The 20,629-nt window shown below is 64.2% G+C and carries 18 protein-coding genes; 14 read left to right on the top strand and 4 right to left on the bottom strand.

All coding sequences use genetic code 11. From position 1 onward, the window contains the following. Nucleotides 1-22: 22 nt before the first annotated feature. On the bottom strand, nucleotides 23-1,267 hold the full coding sequence (locus tag XpruCFBP8353_RS06230; protein WP_101362363.1) for an efflux RND transporter periplasmic adaptor subunit: 1,245 nt from the start codon (nucleotides 1,265-1,267) through the stop codon (nucleotides 23-25). 260 nt (nucleotides 1,268-1,527) lie between these two features. On the opposite strand from XpruCFBP8353_RS06230, the gene XpruCFBP8353_RS06225 reads away from it, so the two are divergent. The 5 genes from XpruCFBP8353_RS06225 to XpruCFBP8353_RS06205 all read left to right on the top strand — a co-directional run bounded on the left by XpruCFBP8353_RS06225 (nucleotide 1,528) and on the right by XpruCFBP8353_RS06205 (nucleotide 7,491). Continuing rightward, on the top strand, nucleotides 1,528-2,844 hold the full coding sequence (locus XpruCFBP8353_RS06225; protein ID WP_101362362.1) for a M20 family metallopeptidase: 1,317 nt from the start codon (nucleotides 1,528-1,530) through the stop codon (nucleotides 2,842-2,844). 183 nt (nucleotides 2,845-3,027) lie between these two features. Further along, on the top strand, nucleotides 3,028-3,843 hold the full coding sequence (queF, locus tag XpruCFBP8353_RS06220; RefSeq protein ID WP_101362361.1) for an NADPH-dependent 7-cyano-7-deazaguanine reductase QueF: 816 nt from the start codon (nucleotides 3,028-3,030) through the stop codon (nucleotides 3,841-3,843). 101 nt (nucleotides 3,844-3,944) lie between these two features. Further along, nucleotides 3,945-4,238, top strand: coding sequence for a LysM peptidoglycan-binding domain-containing protein (locus tag XpruCFBP8353_RS06215; protein ID WP_101362360.1), 294 nt, complete (start codon nucleotides 3,945-3,947; stop codon nucleotides 4,236-4,238). Between the two features lie 105 nt (nucleotides 4,239-4,343). Next, nucleotides 4,344-4,898, top strand: a complete 555-nt coding sequence (locus tag XpruCFBP8353_RS06210; RefSeq protein ID WP_101362359.1) for a hypothetical protein — start codon at nucleotides 4,344-4,346, stop codon at nucleotides 4,896-4,898. Nucleotides 4,899-5,259: 361 nt separating this feature from the next. Continuing rightward, on the top strand, nucleotides 5,260-7,491 hold the full coding sequence (locus XpruCFBP8353_RS06205; RefSeq protein ID WP_101362358.1) for an NADP-dependent isocitrate dehydrogenase: 2,232 nt from the start codon (nucleotides 5,260-5,262) through the stop codon (nucleotides 7,489-7,491). Between the two features lie 78 nt (nucleotides 7,492-7,569). Here the strand turns inward: XpruCFBP8353_RS06205 and XpruCFBP8353_RS06200 are convergent, their stop codons facing one another. Then, entirely contained in the window at nucleotides 7,570-7,815 is a 246-nt protein-coding gene (locus tag XpruCFBP8353_RS06200) for a hypothetical protein (protein ID WP_101362357.1), read from the bottom strand. Between the two features lie 102 nt (nucleotides 7,816-7,917). Between XpruCFBP8353_RS06200 and XpruCFBP8353_RS06195 the strand changes: the two genes are divergently transcribed. The 3 genes from XpruCFBP8353_RS06195 to XpruCFBP8353_RS06185 are packed head-to-tail and all read left to right on the top strand — an operon-like array spanning nucleotide 7,918 to nucleotide 11,548. Then, nucleotides 7,918-8,880, top strand: coding sequence for a LysR substrate-binding domain-containing protein (locus XpruCFBP8353_RS06195; protein ID WP_101362356.1), 963 nt, complete (start codon nucleotides 7,918-7,920; stop codon nucleotides 8,878-8,880). Next, nucleotides 8,877-10,616, top strand: coding sequence for a bifunctional isocitrate dehydrogenase kinase/phosphatase (gene aceK, locus XpruCFBP8353_RS06190; RefSeq protein ID WP_101362355.1), 1,740 nt, complete (start codon nucleotides 8,877-8,879; stop codon nucleotides 10,614-10,616). Before XpruCFBP8353_RS06195 ends, aceK begins: the two co-directional genes overlap by 4 nt. A gap of 59 nt (nucleotides 10,617-10,675) precedes the next feature. After that, nucleotides 10,676-11,548: an energy transducer TonB gene (locus XpruCFBP8353_RS06185; protein ID WP_101362354.1), complete on the top strand. Its 873-nt coding sequence runs from the start codon at nucleotides 10,676-10,678 to the stop codon at nucleotides 11,546-11,548. 243 nt (nucleotides 11,549-11,791) lie between these two features. On the opposite strand, the gene rho is transcribed toward XpruCFBP8353_RS06185, so the two are convergent. Beyond that, entirely contained in the window at nucleotides 11,792-13,687 is a 1,896-nt protein-coding gene (rho, locus tag XpruCFBP8353_RS06180) for a transcription termination factor Rho (RefSeq protein WP_101362353.1), read from the bottom strand. Between the two features lie 216 nt (nucleotides 13,688-13,903). Further along, a complete protein-coding gene (gene trxA, locus XpruCFBP8353_RS06175; RefSeq protein ID WP_005923050.1) occupies nucleotides 13,904-14,245 on the bottom strand; it encodes a thioredoxin TrxA in 342 nt (113 codons plus the stop codon). A 198-nt stretch (nucleotides 14,246-14,443) separates the two neighbouring features. On the opposite strand from trxA, the gene rhlB reads away from it, so the two are divergent. The 6 genes from rhlB to rpoH all read left to right on the top strand — a co-directional run bounded on the left by rhlB (nucleotide 14,444) and on the right by rpoH (nucleotide 20,523). Further along, on the top strand, nucleotides 14,444-16,168 hold the full coding sequence (rhlB, locus tag XpruCFBP8353_RS06170) for an ATP-dependent RNA helicase RhlB (protein ID WP_101362352.1): 1,725 nt from the start codon (nucleotides 14,444-14,446) through the stop codon (nucleotides 16,166-16,168). A gap of 75 nt (nucleotides 16,169-16,243) precedes the next feature. Then, nucleotides 16,244-16,930: a cell division ATP-binding protein FtsE gene (gene ftsE / locus XpruCFBP8353_RS06165; protein ID WP_003484499.1), complete on the top strand. Its 687-nt coding sequence runs from the start codon at nucleotides 16,244-16,246 to the stop codon at nucleotides 16,928-16,930. Further along, on the top strand, nucleotides 16,927-17,877 hold the full coding sequence (gene ftsX / locus XpruCFBP8353_RS06160) for a permease-like cell division protein FtsX (RefSeq protein WP_101362351.1): 951 nt from the start codon (nucleotides 16,927-16,929) through the stop codon (nucleotides 17,875-17,877). Before ftsE ends, ftsX begins: the two co-directional genes overlap by 4 nt. An 8-nt stretch (nucleotides 17,878-17,885) precedes the next feature. Then, complete coding sequence (locus XpruCFBP8353_RS06155) at nucleotides 17,886-18,728, top strand: response regulator (protein ID WP_162300956.1); 843 nt, start codon at nucleotides 17,886-17,888, stop codon at nucleotides 18,726-18,728. Beyond that, a complete protein-coding gene (ung, locus tag XpruCFBP8353_RS06150) occupies nucleotides 18,725-19,450 on the top strand; it encodes a uracil-DNA glycosylase (protein WP_101362350.1) in 726 nt (241 codons plus the stop codon). Before XpruCFBP8353_RS06155 ends, ung begins: the two co-directional genes overlap by 4 nt. 197 nt (nucleotides 19,451-19,647) lie before the next feature. Continuing rightward, on the top strand, nucleotides 19,648-20,523 hold the full coding sequence (rpoH, locus tag XpruCFBP8353_RS06145; protein WP_101362349.1) for an RNA polymerase sigma factor RpoH: 876 nt from the start codon (nucleotides 19,648-19,650) through the stop codon (nucleotides 20,521-20,523). The last annotated feature ends 106 nt before the right edge of the window (nucleotides 20,524-20,629 follow it).

Genomic DNA, 20,629 nt, shown 5'->3' with positions numbered 1-20,629 from the left:
GTCCGTCGCCGGTGGTCGAGGATTAGCGTGGACCGCCGCCACGACGGCCGCCGGTGCCACCCGCACGGCCCTGTTTGTCGTGCGCCGCCTTGAGTTCGGCCTCGGTCGGCTCCGGCGGCGTCTCGCCTGGCTTGAGCGCGCTGACCTTGCTGCCCGGCTTCAGGCGGAACTGGCCTTCGGTCACCACGCGCTCGCCGGGCTTGAGGCCCTTGGTCACCTGCACATGGCTGTCGTCCACCTCCACGCCCTGCACCACGGTGCGCATCTGTGCGGTGTTGTCACCGCCCACCACATAGACGTAATCGCCGTCCGGGCCGCGCTGTACCGACTGGGTCGGCACCACGGTGCCGCCGGCGATGGTGCGCAGTTGCAGGCGTACGTTGACGAACTGACCCGGCCACAGCGCGTTGTCGGTATTGCCGAAGATCGCGCGCGCGCCGAAGGTGCCGCTGTCGGCGGAAATGCGGTTGTCGATCACATCCAGCTTGCCGTCGCCGCTGATCACATGCGCATCGCCGCGGTCCAGTGCGGCCACGGACAGTGGCGTCGCCGCCTGGCCGGCGCGCACGGCCTGCAACTCACGCTCGGGCAGGTTGAAGGACACGTAGATCGGGCGGATCTGGGTCAGTGTGACGATGGTGGAGGTGCTGCTGACGATGTTGCCCACGTCCACGCCGCGGATGCCGGCGATGCCGTCGATGGGTGCGGTGATGCGGGTGAACTGCAACTGCACCTGCGCCGAGCGCATCTGCGCATCGTTGGCAGAGACCGCGGCTTCGTACTGGGCAACCTGGTTACGCTGGGTATCCAGGTCTGTGCGCGAAACGTATTGCTTGTAGGCAGGATCGTTGGAGCGCTGATAGTTGACCCGCGAGGTTGCCAACAGCGCCTGGTTCTGGCGCTTGGCCGCCAACGCCTGGTCGTAGCTGGCCTGCAGCGTGCGTGGATCGATCTGCGCCAGCAGATCGCCCTTCTTCACTTCCTGGCCTTCCTTAAAGTTCAGGCTCATGAGCTGGCCGCCGACCTGCGGGCTGACCGTGACTGTATTGAGCGCGGTGACCGTACCCAGCGCGCTGGCATAGACCGGCACATCCTGCGTGGTGGCCGCCACCACTGTGACCGGCACCGGACCGCTGTTTTCGGGGTCATTGCCGTCCTGTGCGCCTGCGCGCTTGCCGTGGTGGCTCCCACCCATCATCCGCATTGCGACGAACACCACGACGAGCACCGCTACAACCAGCAGTGTGATCTTCCAAAAACGCGACATGCGACAACTCCTGAGGGGCGGGCCGGGCGCGTGGGTGCGACCGTGGGGCGGCTGTGCGAAGCATATCGTTGCGTCACACCAAATTGAGCGTTACTGAAGTAACGGCTCGGCCGGCGAAACGACAGCAATGGTCACAGTTGCACCCCGGAAGCAACGCACCATGCCTGCCGCGGTTGACCGCCTGGCTGAATCGGGGCCCACTGCAGCCCATCCAGCATGCGCCTGAACTACATTAGGCAGCCATCTTCAGAGGATTGCCGATGCGCCCCTCCCGCCTGCTGACCAGCGCGCTGTTGCTCGCCCTGCCCACGCTCGCCGCCGCGCAGACCGCGCAACGGCCCGAAGTTCAGGCCGCCGCTGCCCCGCTGCAGGCCAAGGTGGTGCAATGGCGCCGCGACTTCCACCAACACCCCGAGCTCTCTAACCGCGAGGAGCGCACCGCCGCCGCCGTGGCCGCGCAGCTGCGCAAGCTCGGCCTCAAACCGCGCACCGGTATCGCCCATCACGGCGTGGTGGCCATCATCAAGGGCGGCAAGCCGGGGCCGAAGATCGCCCTGCGTGCGGACATGGACGCGCTGCCGGTGAAGGAGCAGACCGGGCTGCCGTTCGCCTCCAGGGCCACCGCCGAGTACCGCGGCGAGCAGGTCGGCGTGATGCACGCCTGCGGCCACGACGCCCACACCGCCATCCTGCTCGGCGTGGCCGAGGCGCTGGTCGGTATGCGCGATCAGTTGCCGGGCGAGGTGATGCTGATCTTCCAGCCCTCCGAAGAGGGCGCGCCCGGTAACGAAGAGGGTGGCGCCTCGCTGATGCTGAAAGAGGGTCTGTTCGCCGACTTCAAGCCGCAGGCGGTATTCGGCCTGCATGTGTTCTCCAGCGTGCAGGCCGGCAAGATCGCCGTGCGCGGGGGGCCGCTGATGGCGGCGTCGGACCGCTTCGCAATCAAGATGATCGGTCGGCAGACCCATGGCTCGGCACCGTGGAACGGCATCGACCCGATCGTGGCCAGCGCCGACATGATCGGCGCTGCGCAAACAGTGATCAGCCGCCGCGCCAACCTGTCCAAGCAGCCGGCGGTGCTGAGTTTTGGCGCGATCAAGGGCGGCATCCGCTACAACATCATCCCCGACGATGTGGAAATGGTCGGCACCATTCGCACCTTCGACGAGGGCATGCGCCAGCAGATCTTTGCCGATCTCAAGAACGTGGCCGAACACACCGCTGCTGCGCATGGGGCCAAGGTCGAAGCGCAGGTGCCGGATCAGCCAGGCAACCCCGCCACCGTCAACGACCCGGCACTGACTGCCAAGATGCTCCCCAGCCTGCAGGCCGTGGTGGGCGCCGGCAATGTGTACGAGCCGCCGCTGCAGATGGGCGCGGAAGATTTCTCGTTCTACGCCCAGCAGGTGCCATCGATGTTCTTCTTCGTCGGCTCCACCGCCAAGGGCATCGACCCGGCCACCGCACCCAGCAACCATTCGCCGCAGTTCCTGTTGGACGAGTCGTCGCTCGATGTGGGCTTGCGCGCCCTGTTGCAGGTGTCGCTGGATTACCTGCATCAGGGCGAGGCTGGCTGATTCGGGAATCGGGATTCGGGAATGGGGAATGGGGAATCGTGTGCAGTTGCGCGGTTTCCGCTGGAGCATTGGTGATTGCGTGGGGCGGCGGGCCGCTTGAAGGCTCGCTGCCCTGTCGCCAGCTAGGTGCTTCAGCGTCTGCCATATAGCTCACGGCCAGTCGGCTCGGCCTAAAATGGCGCGATGAATACTCCAGAAGAGTCCACCCTCGGTCGTGAGGTTGCCTATCCCAGCGGCTACGACCCGTCGCTGCTGTTTCCGATTCCGCGCGCGGCCGGGCGCGAGGCGATCGGCCTGACCGGCGCTTTGCCCTTCATCGGCCGCGATCGCTGGCACGCCTACGAGCTGAGCTGGCTCGATGCGCAAGGCAAGCCCTGCGTGGCGACGGCCACCCTGCATGTGCCATGCGACTCGCCGTCGCTGATCGAATCCAAATCGCTCAAGCTGTATCTCAATTCGCTCAACGCTACCCGCTTCAACAGTGCCGAAGCGGTGCGTACGCGCATCGCCACCGATCTGTCGACGCGTGCCGGTGCCGATGTGGCGGTGGAGTTCGGCCTGCCGCCGATCGACGCGGTGGGTGAGGGCGAATCGATCGACGCACTCGACGTCAGCATCGACGATTACGGCCCACCGAATGCCGCGTACCTCTCCGCACAGGCGCAGCCAGTGGTGGAAGAAGTGCTGACTTCGGCCTTGCTCAAATCCAATTGCCCGGTCACCGGTCAGCCGGATTGGGCCAGCGTCACGCTGCGTTACCGCGGCGCACCGATCGACCGCGAAGGGCTGCTGCGCTATCTGGTGAGTTTTCGTGACCACGCCGAATTTCACGAGCAATGCGTCGAGCGTATTTTCAACGACGTACTGGCGCAGTGCGCACCGGAGTGGTTGGTAGTAGAAGCACGCTATACACGTCGTGGCGGCCTGGACATTAATCCGCTGCGCAGCTCGCCGAGCGTTCCGACGCCGCTGTCGATTTTTCGCGACCTGCGTCAGTAAGCCTACGCGTACGGGATCGCGCCAGCTTCACGGCGGCGCGATCCACGCTTAACGGCACCCCGCGCACCCTGCTGCTACCGCGATGCACAGGGGTTGCAGCAATGAGTGTCGACAAGAAAGCAGATTTTTCCAACGTCACCTCTTCGGCCGACAGTACCGCCGAGGTCACGCCTGCACCGGATTTTTCCAACGTGCATACCAGTGTAGAAAGCACTGCCAAGCTCGTCGAAGAATCGGTCACCGTCCAGGCCGGCGATAGCCTGTCCAGTATTGCCAAACGCCACCTGGGCGACGGCAATCTCTGGCCACGTATTTTCGAAGCCAACCGCGAAACGCTGAAGGATCCGGACAAAATCTTTCCGGGCCAGGTCCTGCGTCTTCCTGCCAAATCATGAAAGTAGCGGGTTTCTAAAAGCTAGTGCTTGCCGATTACCCATTGTCTAAACCCACAAAACATCCAAACACCAAGTGCGGGTGTTTCATTATCGGAGAACGCATTCATGTCCACTAAGTCCATTTCCAGCAGCCTCGTTATCGCGTTGGCCGGCGTGCTGGCATTGTCCGGTTGCAGCAAGAAGACCGATGACAGCGTGTCCAAGGACCCAACCTCCGGCGCCCCCACCGAAGCAATGCCCGGCCCGGCGGCCACACCGCCGGCCAGCGATCAGGCGGGGCAGAGCAGTACGACTGGCGCAGCCAGTACCGATGGCGGCGCTGCAATGGGTGGCGCGGTGAGGGTTTCCAGCGTGGTCGTCGGCACGAAGGCCGCAGCTGATAAAACGGTCACTCCATCGTCCAACGTTGGCACCAAGGACACCATCATCGTGTCGGTCAAGACCGATGGCAGTGCCAGCAATGTTGCCGTGTCGGCCAAGCTGACCTATCAGGATGGTCAAGTGGCAGGCGAGCAGAACGCCACGTTGAACACCACTGGCGCTGAAACCACCAACCTCAGCTTCAGCAAGCCAGATGGTTGGCCGGCCGGCACCTACACCGCGCAGGTGATGGTGGACGGCAAGCCCGCCGGCAACCCGCAGACCATCACGGTCAAGTAAGCGTGCGTGACGCAGTGACGACGGTCGATCCTGGCCATGTGCAACCTCACTTCCGTCAGGAAGTAGCGCGATAGTTCATCGAGCCATCCAAGAGGGGCGCGACCATCAGGCTGCGCCCTTCTTGCTGTGTCCCGTATTCGTTACAGCTGCATCCATGTCGATGGGGCGTGTGACGGGACGAAGCATCCGCCTGTGGTCGCTTTACCCGGGCGCGGCTCAGACGCGACAATGCCGTGCTGATCCATCGCCGCATCCAACGTGCTGGCCAACTGGTGTGCCATCAACGACCCCCGTCGCGCGCACCATTGCCATCGTCCGTGAATGCCGGCGTTCCTCCCGACCACAAGAGCCATCGCACCTCATGTCGAAGACACCGAAGATCCTCTACACGCTCACCGACGAAGCACCCTACCTTGCCACGCAGTCGCTGCTGCCGATCATCGATGCCTACACCGATACCGCCGGCATCGTGGTCGAAACGCGCGATATCTCGTTGGCGGGGCGCATTCTTTCGCTGTTTCCCGAGTATCTGAGCGAGGAGCAGAAGATTGCCGACGATCTGGGCGAACTCGGTGAGCTGGCTACCACGCCAGAAGCCAACATCATCAAGCTGCCCAACATCAGCGCCTCGGTGCCCCAGCTCAAGGCTGCGATCAAGGAGTTGCAAGGCCAGGGTTATGCGCTGCCGGCATATCCGGACGAGCCCAAGGATGCAACCGAAAAAGACGTCAAGGCGCGCTACGACAAGGTCAAGGGCAGCGCGGTGAACCCGGTGCTGCGCGAGGGCAATTCCGATCGCCGCGCACCGCTGTCGGTGAAGAATTACGCACGCAAGCACCCGCATCGCATGGGCAAGTGGAGTGGCGATTCCAAGTCGCACGTGTCGCACATGGAGTCTGGCGATTTCTTCGGTAGCGAGCAGTCCACCACCCTGGCCGATGCCGGCACGTTGAAGATCGAATTCGTCGGTGCCGACGGCAGCAGCACCGTGCTGAAAGACAAGGTCGCGGTCAAAGCCGGCGAAATCGTCGATGCCGCCGTGTTGAGCAAGCGCGCGCTGGCCAGCTTCATCGACGCGCAGATTGCCGATGCCAAGGCCCGCGACGTGCTGTTCTCGGTGCATCTGAAAGCCACCATGATGAAGGTCTCCGACCCGGTGCTGTTCGGCGTCGTCGTCGGTGAGTTCTACAAGGACACGCTGAGCAAGCATGCCGATGTACTCAAGTCGGTCGGCTTCGATCCCAACAACGGGATCGGCGATCTGTACGCCCGCATCGGCACGCTGCCGGAAGATCAGCAAGCGCAGATCAAGGTCGATATCCAGGCCGAATACGCGCAGCGTCCTGGTCTGGCGATGGTCAATTCGGACAAGGGCATCACCAACCTGCATGTGCCCAGCGACGTGATCGTGGACGCCTCCATGCCGGCGATGATCCGCGACTCCGGCCAGATGTGGAATGCCGCCGGCAAGTTGCAGGACACCAAGGCAGTGATTCCGGATCGCTGCTACGCCGGTGTGTATCAGGCGGTGATCGATGACTGCAAGGCGCATGGCGCGTTCGATCCGTCCACCATGGGCTCGGTGCCCAACGTGGGCTTGATGGCGCAGAAAGCCGAGGAATACGGCTCGCACGACAAGACCTTCCAGATGGCCACTGCCGGCACCGTCAAGGTCACCGATGCCAACGGCAAGACGGTGTTCGAGCACGCGGTGGAAGCCGGCGATTTGTGGCGCATGTGCCAGGTCAAGGACGCGCCGATCCAGGACTGGGTGAAGCTGGCCGTCGAGCGCGCACGTCTGAGCGACACCCCGGCGGTGTTCTGGCTGGACAATGCACGCGCGCACGATGCGCAGGTGATTGCCAAGGTCGAGCAGTATCTGAAGGATCACGACACCAACGGTCTGGATATCCGCATCCTGCCGCCGGTGGAGGCCACCACCTTCTCGCTGGAGCGCATCCGCAAGGGCCAGGACACCATCTCGGTCACCGGCAACGTACTGCGCGATTACCTCACCGACCTGTTCCCGATCATGGAGCTGGGCACCAGTGCCAAGATGCTCTCCATCGTGCCGCTGATGGCCGGCGGCGGCCTGTTCGAGACCGGTGCCGGCGGCTCGGCGCCCAAGCACGTGCAGCAGTTCGTCGAAGAGAACTGCCTGCGCTGGGATTCGCTCGGCGAATTCCTGGCCCTGGCCGCGTCGCTGGAGCATCTGGGCAACCGCTACAACAACCCGTCGGCCACGGTGCTGGCCAAGGCGCTGGACGTGGCCAATGGCCAGTTCCTGGACAACAACAAGTCGCCGGCACGCAAGGTCGGTGAACTGGACAACCGCGGCAGCCATTTCTATCTGGCGATGTACTGGGCGCAGGCCCTGGCCGCGCAGACCGAAGACGCCGCATTGCAGGCCAAGTTCGCACCGCTGGCCAAGGCGCTGACCGAGAACGAAACCACGATCGTGGCCGAGCTCAATGGCGCGCAAGGCAAGCCGGTCGAGATCGGTGGTTACTACCATCCTGATCTGGCCAAGGTCAGCGAAGCGATGCGTCCGAGCAAGACCTTCAATGACGTGCTGGCTACGTTGAAGGCCTGATCCCGCGCACTGCGCGCCGGTGCGTCCAGTCAGTACGCTCGTCAGGGCCCGCCTCGCCAACAGGCGGGCCTTGTCGTTTCAGCGAAAGGGCGACAATGCGGTCATCGCCCGCACCAGGTGGCGCGCACGCCGCGCCATGCGCTTCTCGGCACGCCGTCGAGGCGCAGTCTTGCTCGCTTCCGGCCCGTTTTGCGCAGTTTCGGTCGGTTCGGGTGTGGCGTCCGTCGCCACATCCGCCGCGATCTCGGGCTCTGCCAGCTGTCGTGCAAGCGCCGCGTCGGCAATGTGTCCGTGCTGGAACAGCAACTCGGTAAAGATGCGCATGATCCTGCTCCCACTTGAGTGGAAGCCACAGTAGGCGCAGGCTTGGCCTTGCAAAAGCGAGGGTTTTGCAAGTCTGTGTTGAATTTTATTCAAGGGTGAGCCATGTCGCGTCCGCCGCTCCACGCATTGCAGGGCTTCGTCAGTGCGGTGCGTCTGGGCAATCTGTCGCGCGCTGCCGCGTCGATGCATCTGACCGTCAGCGCGCTCAGCCATCAGGTGCGTGCACTCGAACAGCGCCTGGGCTATCGGTTGTTGCAGCGGCATGCGCGCGGCGTCAGCGCCACGCCGCAGGGGCAGCAATTGCTCGACCGCATCGCACCGCATCTGGATGCGATTTCCGAGGCGTTCCAGCCGTTCGCTGCGCGCCGCGAAGATACGCTCACCCTGAGCATTACACCGTCGATGGCCTCGGCGTGGCTGGTGCCGCGCCTGAGCGATTTTCTGGCGGCCCATCCCACCATCGAGATCAATCTGTTTTCCAGCGAGCGACTGGTGGATTTCGAGCGCCAGCCGCAGGTGGATGCGGCCATGCGCATCGGTGCCGGGCAGTGGCCGGGGGTGATCGCCGAACCGTTGTTCGACGAATGGCTGGTGCCGATGGCGAGCCCGGCGCTGATCGCACGCATGGGCGGCATCGATGCGCAGCCGCTGCAGCGATGGCCGCTGCTGGGCGACCCGGATGGCGACTGGCCGCGCTGGTTTGCGACCTTCGGGGGCGAGCCGCCGCGACGGTATGCCGCGGTGCTCGACGAGTCCGAGTCCCATCACCGTGCCGCGCTGGATGGCGTCGGGGTTGCGATGGGACGGGTGACGCGCGCGCGCCTGTTGCTGGCATCCGGTCAGCTGGTGGCGCTGTCTGCGCAAAGGCTCAAGACCACTTGGTCACATTACCTGGTATACCCGCAGCGTTCGTCCACGCACACCGGGTTTCTTGCGTTTCGCCAGTGGCTCACGGCGCAGGCGCGCGAACATGCCGAGCACGCGCAGCAGGCGATGGCCGCGCCGTCTGCCGTGCTGCCGCCCACCACGCATCGCCGCAAGCGCGCAAGGACACTGCCGCCATGAACCAGCTGCCGTTACCGCCCCAATCCGAACGCCGCGCGCTGGCGATCGCCCACGCGGTGTACGAAGCGTTCGAGGAATACCACGCGCGGTTTTCCGAGATCACCGCACGCGCCAAGCAGCGCTTCGAAATGCGCGACTGGAGCGGCGCGCGCGATGATGCCGTCGCACGTATCGCGCTCTACGATCAGTACATCAGCGAATGCATGCTGCGCCTGCGCGCCGTGCTGCTGGGGCAGGCGCACGATCGCGCGTTGTGGATGCGCGCACGCAGTCATTACGCTGCGTTGCTGGCCGGGTTGATCGATCAGGAGTTGTACAAGACCTTCTATAACACGCTGACGCGGCGTTACTTCGGCACCCACGGCGTGGATGCCGATATCGAATTCATCGCGCTGGATATCGAACCCACCGACGCCATCACCGTGCCGGTGGCGCGGCATACCTACGCCGTGTCGCCAGGTCGGCTGACCGACATGCTGGTACGCGTGCTTGGCGATTACGCATTCGCGGTGCCGTATGCGCACCGCACCCGCTGCGCGGCGGCCATTGCGGTACGTCTACTCGATGATCTTGCGCATTGGGGCGAACACCCGGTGCGCAGTGTCGAATTGCTGGAGACGGTGTTCTATCGCGAGCGTCGCGCCTATCTGGTCGGACGCGTGTTCGGCGAGCACCGGTTTTCGCCGTGCGTCATCGCATTGATCAACGACGATGCCGGCTTGCGCGCCGAAGCAGTGTTGACCAAGCGCAGTGATGTCGCCCAACTTTTCAGCAATTCGCGCAGTTATTTTCAAGCCGACCTGTCGACGGTGGGCGATGCGGTGGTATTCCTGCGCAGCCTGCTGACCCACAAACCCGTCGATGAGCTGTACACCATGCTGGGCCGCGCCAAGCAGGGCAAGACCGAACGCTATCGCACGTTTTTCAGCCATTTCCAGGCACAGCCGTCCGAGCAGCTGGTGCACGCCGATGGCACGCCCGGTATGGTCATGGTGGTGTTTACGCTGCCCAGTTACCCGCTGGTGTTCAAACTCATTCGCGACCGTTTCGCCTACCCCAAGACCATGAGCCGCGCGCAGGTGGAGGGCAAGTACGAACTGGTGTTCCAGCTGGATCGCATCGGCCGCTTGCTCGATGCGCAGCCGTATCGTTTCCTGCGCTTTCCCAAATCGCGCTTTTCGCCGGCGCTGTTGCAGGAACTGCAGACCAGCTGCGCGATGAGCCTGAGCGAGGATGGCGAGGATGTCTTGATTGCGCTGTGCTACGTGCAACGGCGCCTGCGTCCGCTCAACTTGTACCTGCGCGAACAACTGCCCGAGGCCGCGCATGCGGCCGCGCTGGACTATGGCCAGGCAATCAAGGATATGGCGCGCAACAACATCTTTCCCGGCGACATGCTGCTGAAGAACTTCGGTATCACCCGTCATCAGCGTGCGGTGTTCTACGACTACGACGAGCTGTGCCTGATCACCGAATGCACCTTTCGCGACTGGCCAACGCCCACCACCTACGAAGAACAGATGGCCGCCGAACCCTGGTTCCATGTCGGTCCACGCGACGTCTTCCCCGAGCGCTTCGCACTGTTCATGGGCCTGCCGTCCTCGCAACTGGAAGCGGTCAAGCACATCCACCCGGAACTGTTCGACCCGCAGTGGTGGCGCGGCCTGCAGAGCCGTCTCCGCGAAGACGACTATCCAGACACCCCGCCGTATGCGGAATCGCGCCGGCTTGCCTAGACCGTTCCGTTTGCAGCGGCAGGCTGGTAAAACGTGCGATCAACCAATGGAGTACGGCAATGCAGTGGAAGCAACGTGTAGGTCTGGGCATCCTCTTTTCGCTGGCAGCGATGGGCGTTGCGCACGCCAAGCCGGACGCTGCGCGTCTGCAGATCGAAGCGAGCATGAATGTCACCGGCGAGTTGACGCTGACGCCGGACGGCACCGTGACGGCGGTGGCCCTCGCCGACGAGGAGCGTTTGCCTGTCGCTGTTCGCGAGCGGATCAAGCATTCGGTGGCGGCGTGGAGGTTCGATCCGGTCAAGGACGACGGCAATGCCTTGCCGGCGCGGCTGCCGATGAGCTTGCTGCTGGTCGCCAAGCCTACCGACGACAATCAGTACCAGGTGTCGATCCGCAGCGCGCATTTCGGCGGTCAGGCTGCGCAGGGAGACGGCGCACAGGCCAAGGACATGGCGCCGCCGCCTTATCCGGTCAATGCCTTCAGGGGCGGGGCGACCGGCGTGGTCTATCTGCTGCTCAAGATCGGACGCGATGGCAAGGTGGAGGATGTGGTTGCCGAACAGGTCAACCTCACCGCACTGGTTCCCGAGTCCAAGCGTGCGCGCTGGCGCAAGGAATTTGCCGATGCCTCGATGGCCAAGGCGCGCAGCTGGACGTTCACCCCGCCCACCGCCGGGCCTGAGCGCAGTGCGCCGTTCTGGGAGATGCGCGTGCCGGTGACGTTCGACATCGCCGCGTCCGAGAAGGACCTGGATGCCAAGCAGAAAAAATGGCAGTCGTATCTGCCGGGCCCGCGCCAAAGCGCATCCTGGCGAGCGCAGAACGAGACAGCCGCTGCGACCGACAGCCCGGACGCACTGCCAGGCTCGGGATTGTTTTCCGTACGTGGCGAAGGCGTGCGCCTGATCACGCCGCTGCAGGAAAGCTAAAGGTTCACCCAGGACTCTGCCGGTGGAGTCGGATCGTGATGGCGCGTATCGCGCATCCGGTCCGGCAGGGAATCAACAATCCAATGGTCAGCTGCACGACGAGCACCCACAGCGCAGTCGATATGCAACGACCGCAATAGTGCGATCAAACGCGGGCAACCAAGCGCATTGCCTGACGCAAAAGCCGCCCACAAAAAAGCCCCGCAATGCGGGGCTTTTGCGTACCGATAAAGCCGACCGAAATCAGCGCTTCATCGAACTGAAGAACTCGTCGTTGGACTTGGTGGTCTTCATCTTGTCCAGCAGGAATTCCATTGCCGCGATTTCGTCCATCGGGTGCAGCAGCTTGCGCAGGATCCAGATTTTCTGCAGTAGCTCCGGCTCGATCAACAGATCTTCGCGACGCGTGCCCGAGCGGTTGATGTCGATCGCAGGATAAACGCGCTTTTCGGTGATGCGACGGTTCAAATGCACTTCGCTGTTGCCGGTGCCCTTGAACTCTTCGTAGATCACCTCGTCCATCTTGCTGCCGGTCTCGACCAGCGCGGTGGCGATGATGGTCAGCGAGCCGCCTTCCTCCACGTTACGCGCCGCGCCGAAGAAGCGCTTCGGACGGTGCAGCGCGTTGGCGTCCACACCACCGGTAAGCACCTTGCCGGAGCTGGGCACCACGTTGTTGTAGGCACGTGCCAGGCGGGTGATCGAGTCGAGCAGGATCACCACGTCCTTCTTGTGCTCGACCAGGCGCTTGGCCCGTTCGATCACCATCTCGGCGACCTGCACATGGCGCGCAGCCGGCTCGTCGAACGTGGAGGAGATGACCTCGCCGCGCACGGTGCGCTGCATTTCGGTCACTTCTTCCGGGCGCTCGTCGATCAGCAGCACGATCATGTGCACTTCGGGATGATTGGTGGTGATGGCCGTGGCCACCTGCTGCATCATCATCGTCTTACCGGCCTTGGGCGGGGAGACGATCAGCGCGCGCTGACCCTTACCCTGCGGCGCCATCAGATCCAGGATGCGGCCGGTGATGTCCTCGGTGGACCCATCGCCACGTTCCAGACGGAACCGGCGACGCGGGAACAGCGGGGTCAGGTTTTCGAACAGCACCTTGTTCTTGCTGGCTTCCAGGGGCTCACCGTTGATGGTGTCCACGATCGACAGCGCGAAATAGCGTTCGCCGTCCTTCGGGAAGCGGATGCGGCCGGACAGATGGTCGCCGGTACGCAGATTGAAGCGACGGATCTGGCTGGGCGAAATATACGTATCGTCCGGGCCGGCCAGATAGCTGGCTTCTGCAGCACGCAGGAAACCGAAGCCGTCCGGCAGGATTTCCAGCACGCCATCGGCGGCAACGCCTTCGCCATGACGGGTGAGCACCTTGAGCAGGGCGAAGATGACGTCCTGCTTGCGCGCACGCGCCACGCCTTCCTGGATATTGAGCTGATCGGCGATATCCAGCAGCTTCTGCGCCGGCATCCGCTTGAGATCGCTCAGCGAGTAGACCGGGAAGCCTTCCGGCACGGCCGGATGCGGACGCGCGATAAACGGCTCGTTGCTGCCATCGGACGAGGGCATGCCGCCGCCTTCGTTACCGAAGCGGTCACGCGGGCCGCGGTCGCGGCGGTTGCGGAACCGGTCGCGGCGATTGCCCTGCTGGTTCTGGCCTTGCTGGTTTTGCCCCTGACCTTGACCTTGACCGCCCTGGCCTTGCTGATTCTGGCCGGCGTTCTGGTTCTGGCCTTGTGCCTGGGCTTGACCCTGCTGCTGGCCTTGTCCCTGGCTCTGGGCCTGATTCTGGTTCTGCTGTTGCTGCGCCTGGTTGAAGCGCTGCTGCTGCGACTGGCCGCCCTCGCGGGACTCGCCGTGGGTGTCGCCGCCGTGGTTGGCGCTGGGCGCCTGACTGGCGTGTGCGCCATCGCTGGACGTCTGCGCCGGTGCCGGATCGGCAGTGCGCGACGGTGCCTGCGGGGCACGGGGTGCTTCGGGTGCGGGGCTGGCGGGCAAGGGCAGGTTGGGCTGCTGTGCGCCGCCGTCTTCATTGATGACGGCGGTCTTGCTCACGCGCGGCTTGCGCACGCGCTTCTCGACGGGAGCGTCGACGCTGCTCCCAGTATCGGAGGAAGGATGATCGGACAAGTGCGTGATTCCTCGCTAAGGTGCGAGCGCCCAGCTAGGGGGCGAACTATTGGTAGATGGGAGTCTAGAAGAGTTTCTAGAGGGGTACGGCGGCGCACGAACGTGTGCCGGACCGACTGACACTATCACCGCGGCGCGTGACCGCGCAAGCGTCTTCCGGCGCAGGATTTAACTGCCGGCGCATCATCGGGCGCCCATCGCTGGACGCCCGTCTGCTCAGGCGGCCGCGCCGCCCAGGGTCTTGTCGATCATCTGGGTCAACTGGCCCTTGCCGACCGCACCGATCTGGGTGGCCTGCACCTGCCCGTCCTTGAACAGCAACAGCATCGGGATCGAACGCACGTGGTACTTGATGGCCAGGGCGCGGTTCTGGTCCACATTGACCTTGGCGACCTTCAGGCGGCCCTGGTAGGTGTCGGCCAGATCGTCCAGCACCGGTGCGATCATCTTGCACGGGCCACACCACTCGGCCCAGAAATCCACCAGAACCGGTTCGCCGGATTGCAGTACCGCTGTATCGAAGTCGGCATCGCCGACATGTTGAACCTTATCGCTCACGTTGGGTCTCCTGGAAACCAAAACGGCCCACCCGAACGGGCAGGCCGCTACATTGCGTTAAACTGGGGCATTGCGCGACTCAATCAAGTGTTGGTCCTGAAGCCGCGCTGTCCGCCACAAGAGCCGCAGTTTGCGACGCTGTCGGCATCGATGCAAGCCGCGCCCGGGCTGCCCAGGGCGCCTCACGAAGACGGAATAATGAGCGACAAACCGCTAACCGATTTGACTTTTTCCTCGTTCGACCTGCATCCGGCGTTGGTCGCCGGGCTGGAGAGCGCAGGGTTTACCCGCTGTACCCCGATCCAGGCGCTGACCTTGCCGGTCGCGCTGCCGGGCGGCGATGTCGCCGGCCAGGCCCAGACCGGCACCGGCAAGACCCTGGCCTTCCTGGTGGCGGTGATGAATCGCCTGCTGAATCGCCCGGCCCTGGCCGACCGCAAGCCGGAAGACCCGCGCGCGCTGATCCTGGCGCCGACCCGCGAGTTGGCGATCCAGATCCACAAGGACGCAGTGAAGTTCGGCGCCGATCTGGGCCTGCGCTTTGCGCTGGTCTACGGCGGTGTGGACTACGACAAGCAGCGCGAACTGCTGCAGCAGGGTGTGGACGTGATCATCGCCACCCCGGGCCGGCTGATCGACTACGTCAAGCAGCACAAGGTGGTGTCGCTGCATGCCTGCGAGATCTGCGTGCTGGACGAAGCCGACCGCATGTTCGACCTGGGCTTCATCAAGGACATCCGCTTCCTGCTGCGGCGCATGCCCGAGCGCGGTACCCGGCAGACGCTGCTGTTCTCGGCCACGCTCAGCCACCGCGTGCTGGAGCTGGCCTACGAGCACATGAACGAGCCGGAAAAGCTCGTCGTCGAGACCGAGACCATCACCGCCGCGCGGGTGCGCCAGCGCATCTACTTCCCGTCCGACGAGGAGAAGCAGACGCTGCTGTTGGGTTTGTTGTCGCGTAGCGAAGGCGCCCGCACGATGGTGTTCGTCAACACCAAGGCGTTCGTCGAGCGCGTGGCGCGCACCCTGGAGCGCCACGGTTACCGGGTTGGCGTGCTGTCCGGCGACGTGCCGCAGAAGAAGCGCGAGTCGCTGCTCAATCGCTTCCAGAAGGGCCAGCTCGAAATCCTGGTTGCCACCGACGTGGCCGCGCGCGGTCTGCACATTGACGGCGTCAAGTACGTCTATAACTACGATTTGCCGTTCGACGCCGAAGACTACGTGCACCGCATCGGCCGCACCGCGCGTCTGGGCGAGGAGGGTGATGCGATCAGCTTCGCTTGCGAGCGTTATGCGATGAGCCTGCCGGACATCGAGGCCTATATCGAGCAGAAGATCCCGGTGGAGCCGGTGACCTCCGAGCTGTTGACGCCGTTGCCGCGTGCAGCACGCGTGCCGGCGGAAGGCGAAGAGGCCGACGACGACGCTGGCGACAGCGTGGGCACGATCTTCCGCGAAGCGCGCGAGCAGCGTGCTGCCGAAGAACAGCGTCGTGGTGGCGGGCGCAGTGGCCCCGGCGGCGGATCGCGCAGCGGCAGTGGCGGCGGTCGCCGCGATGGCGGCAGCGCCGGTGCCGATGGCAAGCCGCGTCCGCGCCGTAAGCCGCGGGTGGAAGGGCAAGCGCCTGCAACTGCGGCGCCGACCGAACATCCGGTGGTTGCGGCAGCAGCGGCCCAGGCACCTTCCACCATCGTGGCCGATGCCGAGCGCGCACCGCGCAAGCGTCGGCGGCGCCGCAACGGTCGTCCGGTCGAAGGCGCCGAGCCGGCAGTGGCCTCCACGCCGGTCGCCGCGCCTGCCGCGCCGCGCAAGCCCACCCAGGTGGTCGCCAAGCCGGTGCGTGCCGCGACCAAGCCGTCGGGCAGCCCGTCGCTGCTCAGCCGGATCGGCCGCCGACTGCGTTTGCTGGTCTCCGGCAACTGACCGTTTGCGGCACTGATCGCATCGCCGCGCATCGGCGATGCGACGCAAGCACTGGCGCTCCGGCATAATCGCTGAATGACCGTTCTGCGTTTCGACAACGTCAGCAAGCACTACGCCGGTGGCCACCAGGCGCTGACCGATGTCAGCTTCGAAGTGGCCGATGGCGAGATGCTGTTCGTGACCGGCCACTCCGGCGCCGGCAAAAGTACCTTGCTGAAACTGATCCACCTCAGCGAACGCCCGAGTCAGGGCGCGGTGCTGCTGGGCGAACGCAACCTGCTCAAGGTGCGTGGCCGGCAGATTCCGTTACATCGGCGCCAGGTGGGCGCGGTCTATCAGGACCACCGCCTGCTCAACGACCGCAGCATCGCCGAGAACGTGGCCTTGCCGTTGATCCTGCGCGGCACTCGGCGCGCCGAGATCGGCAAGCGCGTGCGCTCCGCGCTGGAACGTATCGGTCTGGCCCATCGCGAGAAAGCCTTGCCGTCGCAGTTGTCTGCGGGCGAGCAACAGCGGGTGGGCATCGCGCGTGCCATCGTCGGCGAGCCGCGCCTGCTGGTGGCCGATGAGCCCACTGGTAACCTCGATCCGGCACTGGCCGCAGAAATCATGCAGTTGTTTGCCGAACTTCCTGCGCGCGGCACCAGCGTGCTGGTGGTCAGCCACGACCTCGCCCTGCTCAAGCAGATGCGCAAACGCGTGCTGATTCTGGATCACGGCCGCCTGGTCGACGACATCTCGCCGCAGGACCTGGCCGAATGAGCAAGCCCACCAATACCGAAACCGTCGCGCCGTCGCGATTGGGCGTATGGATCGACCACCATCTGCACAGCATCGCCTTCAGCCTGGGCCGTGCGATGCGCAAGCCGTGGGCGACCTTGTTGACCATCGTGGTGATGGCCTTGGCGCTGGCGTTGCCGTTGGGGCTATCGATCGCGCTGGACAACGTCAAACTGCTGGCCGGCAGCGTGCAGCAGTCGCGCGAAATCAATCTGTTTCTCAAGGTCGAGGTGGCCGCCGATGCGGCGCAGGCGCTGGCCGGCGAGCTGCGCGCGCGTCCGGACGTCGCCAAGGTCACCTTGCGCACGCCCGAGCAGGGTTTGGCCGAGCTGCGCGAGAGCGCCAAGCTCGACGAGGCCGCCGATGCGCTGGGCGATAACCCGCTGCCCACCTTGCTCATCGTCACCCCCGCCGATCCGGCCGACGACGCGCAACTGGCCGGTGCCCTGCAGGCGCTGCCGCAGACCGATCAGGTGCAGCACGATGCGCTGTGGCGTAAGCGCCTGGATGGCTGGTTGCACTTCGGCGAGCGCCTGGTGCAGGTGCTGTCGGCCTTGCTTGGCATCGGTGCGGTGTTGGTGGTTGGGAACACCGTGCGCCTGGACATCCAGTCGCGGCGCGAAGAAATTGGCGTGCTGCAGTTGCTCGGTGCCAGCGATGGCTTTATCCGTCGCCCGTTCCTGTATCTGGGTGCGTGGTATGGGCTCGGTGCCGGCGCCGTTGCGCTCGCTCTGATCGCCGCCTCGGGCCTGGCGTTGCGTGCGCCCCTGGCGACATTGGCCGACAGTTACGCCAGTTCTTTTACCCTGCACGGGCTGGATCTGTTGCATTCTGCGATGGTGCTGGTCGGCACACTTGTGCTGGGATGGTTGGGTGCCTGGCTGGTGACCGGCCATTTCCTTCGCCAGACCCGTCCCACCGAGACCTGAGACCTGCCATGCATCCACCAGATCTCAAACACCTGATCAGCGACGCGCCGCGCGTGATGGTGGTCGATGGCTCCAAGCTGGTGCGCAAGCTGATTGCCGACGTGCTCAAGCGCGACCTGCCCAACGTGCAGGTGATCGGCTGTTCCAGCATTGCCGAAGCGCGTGAGGCACTGGAGGCCGGCGCAGTGGATCTGGTGACCACCTCGCTGTCGCTGCCCGATGGCGACGGCCTGACCCTGGCGCGCAGCGTGCGCGAGACTGCCGGGCAGGCGTATGTGCCGGTGATCGTGGTGTCCGGCGATGCGCAGCAGCATCTGGTGGAGCGCCGCTTCACCGAGTACGTCACCGATTATTTCGACAAGGCGTTGGGGCATGAAGCCCTGGCCACCTTCATCCGCGGCTACGTGCAGCCCGAGCCGGTGGTGGGTGCAACCGTGCTCTACATCGAAGACAGCCGCGTGGTGGCCGAGGCGACCAAGCGCATGCTCGAGCGCCAGAGCCTGAAAGTGGTGCATGTGCTCACCGCCGAAGATGCATTTGCATTGCTCACCGCCGAATCGCTGGGCCGCACCGAGCGCCGCATCGACGTGGTGCTGACCGACGTCACCCTGAAAGGCGAGCTCAACGGCCGCGACGTGGTCGAGCGTATCCGCATCGATTTCGCCTATGGCAAGCGGCGCCTGCCGGTGCTGGTGATGACCGGCGATACCAACCCGCGGAATCAGTCCGAATTGCTGCGCGCCGGTGCCAATGATCTGGTGCAAAAACCGATCGAAGAGCGCCTGCTGGTAACCAAGGTGTTGTTCCAGCTGCGCTTGGCGCGCTTGGAGGATCAGGCTGTCACGCTATGACTGAAGTGGAAGCACGTATCCAGCTGGAACCGTCGTGGAAGGCAAAGGTGGGCGACTGGCTGCTGCGCCCGGAAATGCAGGAGCTGTCCGCATTCCTGCGCCAGCGCAAGGCGGCCGGGGCGCGAGTGTTTCCGCCGGGCCCGCAGATCTTTGCGGCCTTCGACGCCACCCCGTTCGAGCAGGTCAAGGTGGTGATCCTGGGCCAGGACCCGTATCACGGTGAAGGCCAGGCGCATGGGCTGTGCTTTTCGGTGCTGCCCGGCGTGCCGGTGCCGCCGTCGCTGCTCAACATTTATAAAGAGATCCAGGACGATCTGGGTATCGCGCGGCCGGACCACGGCTACCTGATGCCCTGGGCGCGCCAGGGTGTGCTGCTGCTCAATGCCGTGCTGACGGTGGAGCAGGGCCGCGCTGGCGCGCATCAGAACAAGGGCTGGGAAGGCTTCACTGATCATGTGGTGGACACCCTCAACCGCGAGCGCGAAGGGCTGGTGTTCCTGCTCTGGGGCAGTTACGCGCAGTCCAAGGGCAAGGTCATCGACCAGGCGCGCCACCGCGTGTTCAAGGCGCCGCATCCCTCGCCGTTGTCGGCGCACCGCGGCTTCCTGGGCTGCCAGCATTTCTCCAAGACCAACGCGCATTTGCAGCGACGCGGGATCAGCCCAATCGACTGGTCGCTGCCGCCGCGCAGTGCGCTGCAGCCCACCCTCGCCAGTGCCTGAACAGTGCTGCCGGCAGCCCGTTTCGCAACCAAATTGTCACGGTTTACAGCGGGGCTGGTGGTAACGTAGGTGTCGAATTTCGAATGCCGGGCTGTAGAACACCGATGTCTTCAAAAGCTCTAACGTTCTATAAATAGAATTCTGGGAACTCTTTCTATACCCGGCAGTCCAATAGTTCGACTGCTAAGATGGTGCCTATGAACCAGACTACCTCGACTGCCCTTGTGGCAAACAATCTCCCGATTCCCAGTGCGCTCGGTTCGCTGGACGCCTACATCGGTGCCGTGCACCAGATTCCGGTGCTGTCGGTCGATGAGGAACAGGATCTGGCCCGCCGCTTCCGCGACGAGCTGGACCTGGACGCCGCGCGTGAACTGGTCCATTCCCACCTGCGCTTCGTGGTGCATGTGGCCCGCGGCTACAACGGCTACGGCCTGCCGCTGGGCGACCTGATCCAGGAAGGCAATATCGGCCTGATGAAGGCGGTCAAGCGCTTCGACCCTGAGATGGGCGTGCGCCTGGTCAGCTTCGCAGTGCACTGGATCCGTGCCGAAATGCACGAGTTCATCCTGAAGAACTGGCGCATCGTCAAGGTCGCCACGACCAAGGCGCAGCGCAAGCTGTTCTTCAACCTGCGCAAGTCAAAGACCCGCCTGGGCTGGCTCAATGCGTCCGAGGTGACTGCGGTCGCCAAGGACTTGAACGTCTCCGAGCGTGAAGTGATGGAGATGGAATCGCGTCTGTCCGGTCGCGATATCGGTTTCGATGCGTCGTCGGACGACGACGACGATCACGGCCCGCCGTCGCCGGTCAGCTACCTGGTGGCCAACGAGGAAGATCCGTCGCAGGCCTACGAGCGGCACGACAGCGAAGACAACCAGCTGCAGTTGCTGCGCGAAGGGATGGCCGGTCTGGATACGCGTTCGCGCGACATCGTCAAGCGTCGCTGGCTGGATTCGGATTCGAAGGTAACGCTGCAGGAGTTGGCCGACGAATACGGCGTGTCGGCCGAGCGTATCCGCCAGATCGAAGCGAACGCGCTGAAGAAGATGAAGGCGCTGTTCGTCGCCTGATCGGTTCGACAAAACGACATGTTGCAAAAAACGGCCCGGTTCTCCGGGCCGTTTGCGTTGCAGGCGTGCAGGATTCAGGTCCTTCAAGACGCTGACGAACTGTCCG

Origin of the sequence: Xanthomonas prunicola (assembly GCF_002846205.1) — a bacterium.
Lineage (GTDB): Bacteria > Pseudomonadota > Gammaproteobacteria > Xanthomonadales > Xanthomonadaceae > Xanthomonas > Xanthomonas prunicola.
Note: the sequence above shows the minus strand (reverse complement) of the source record. Positions and strands in the feature narration are given on the sequence as shown.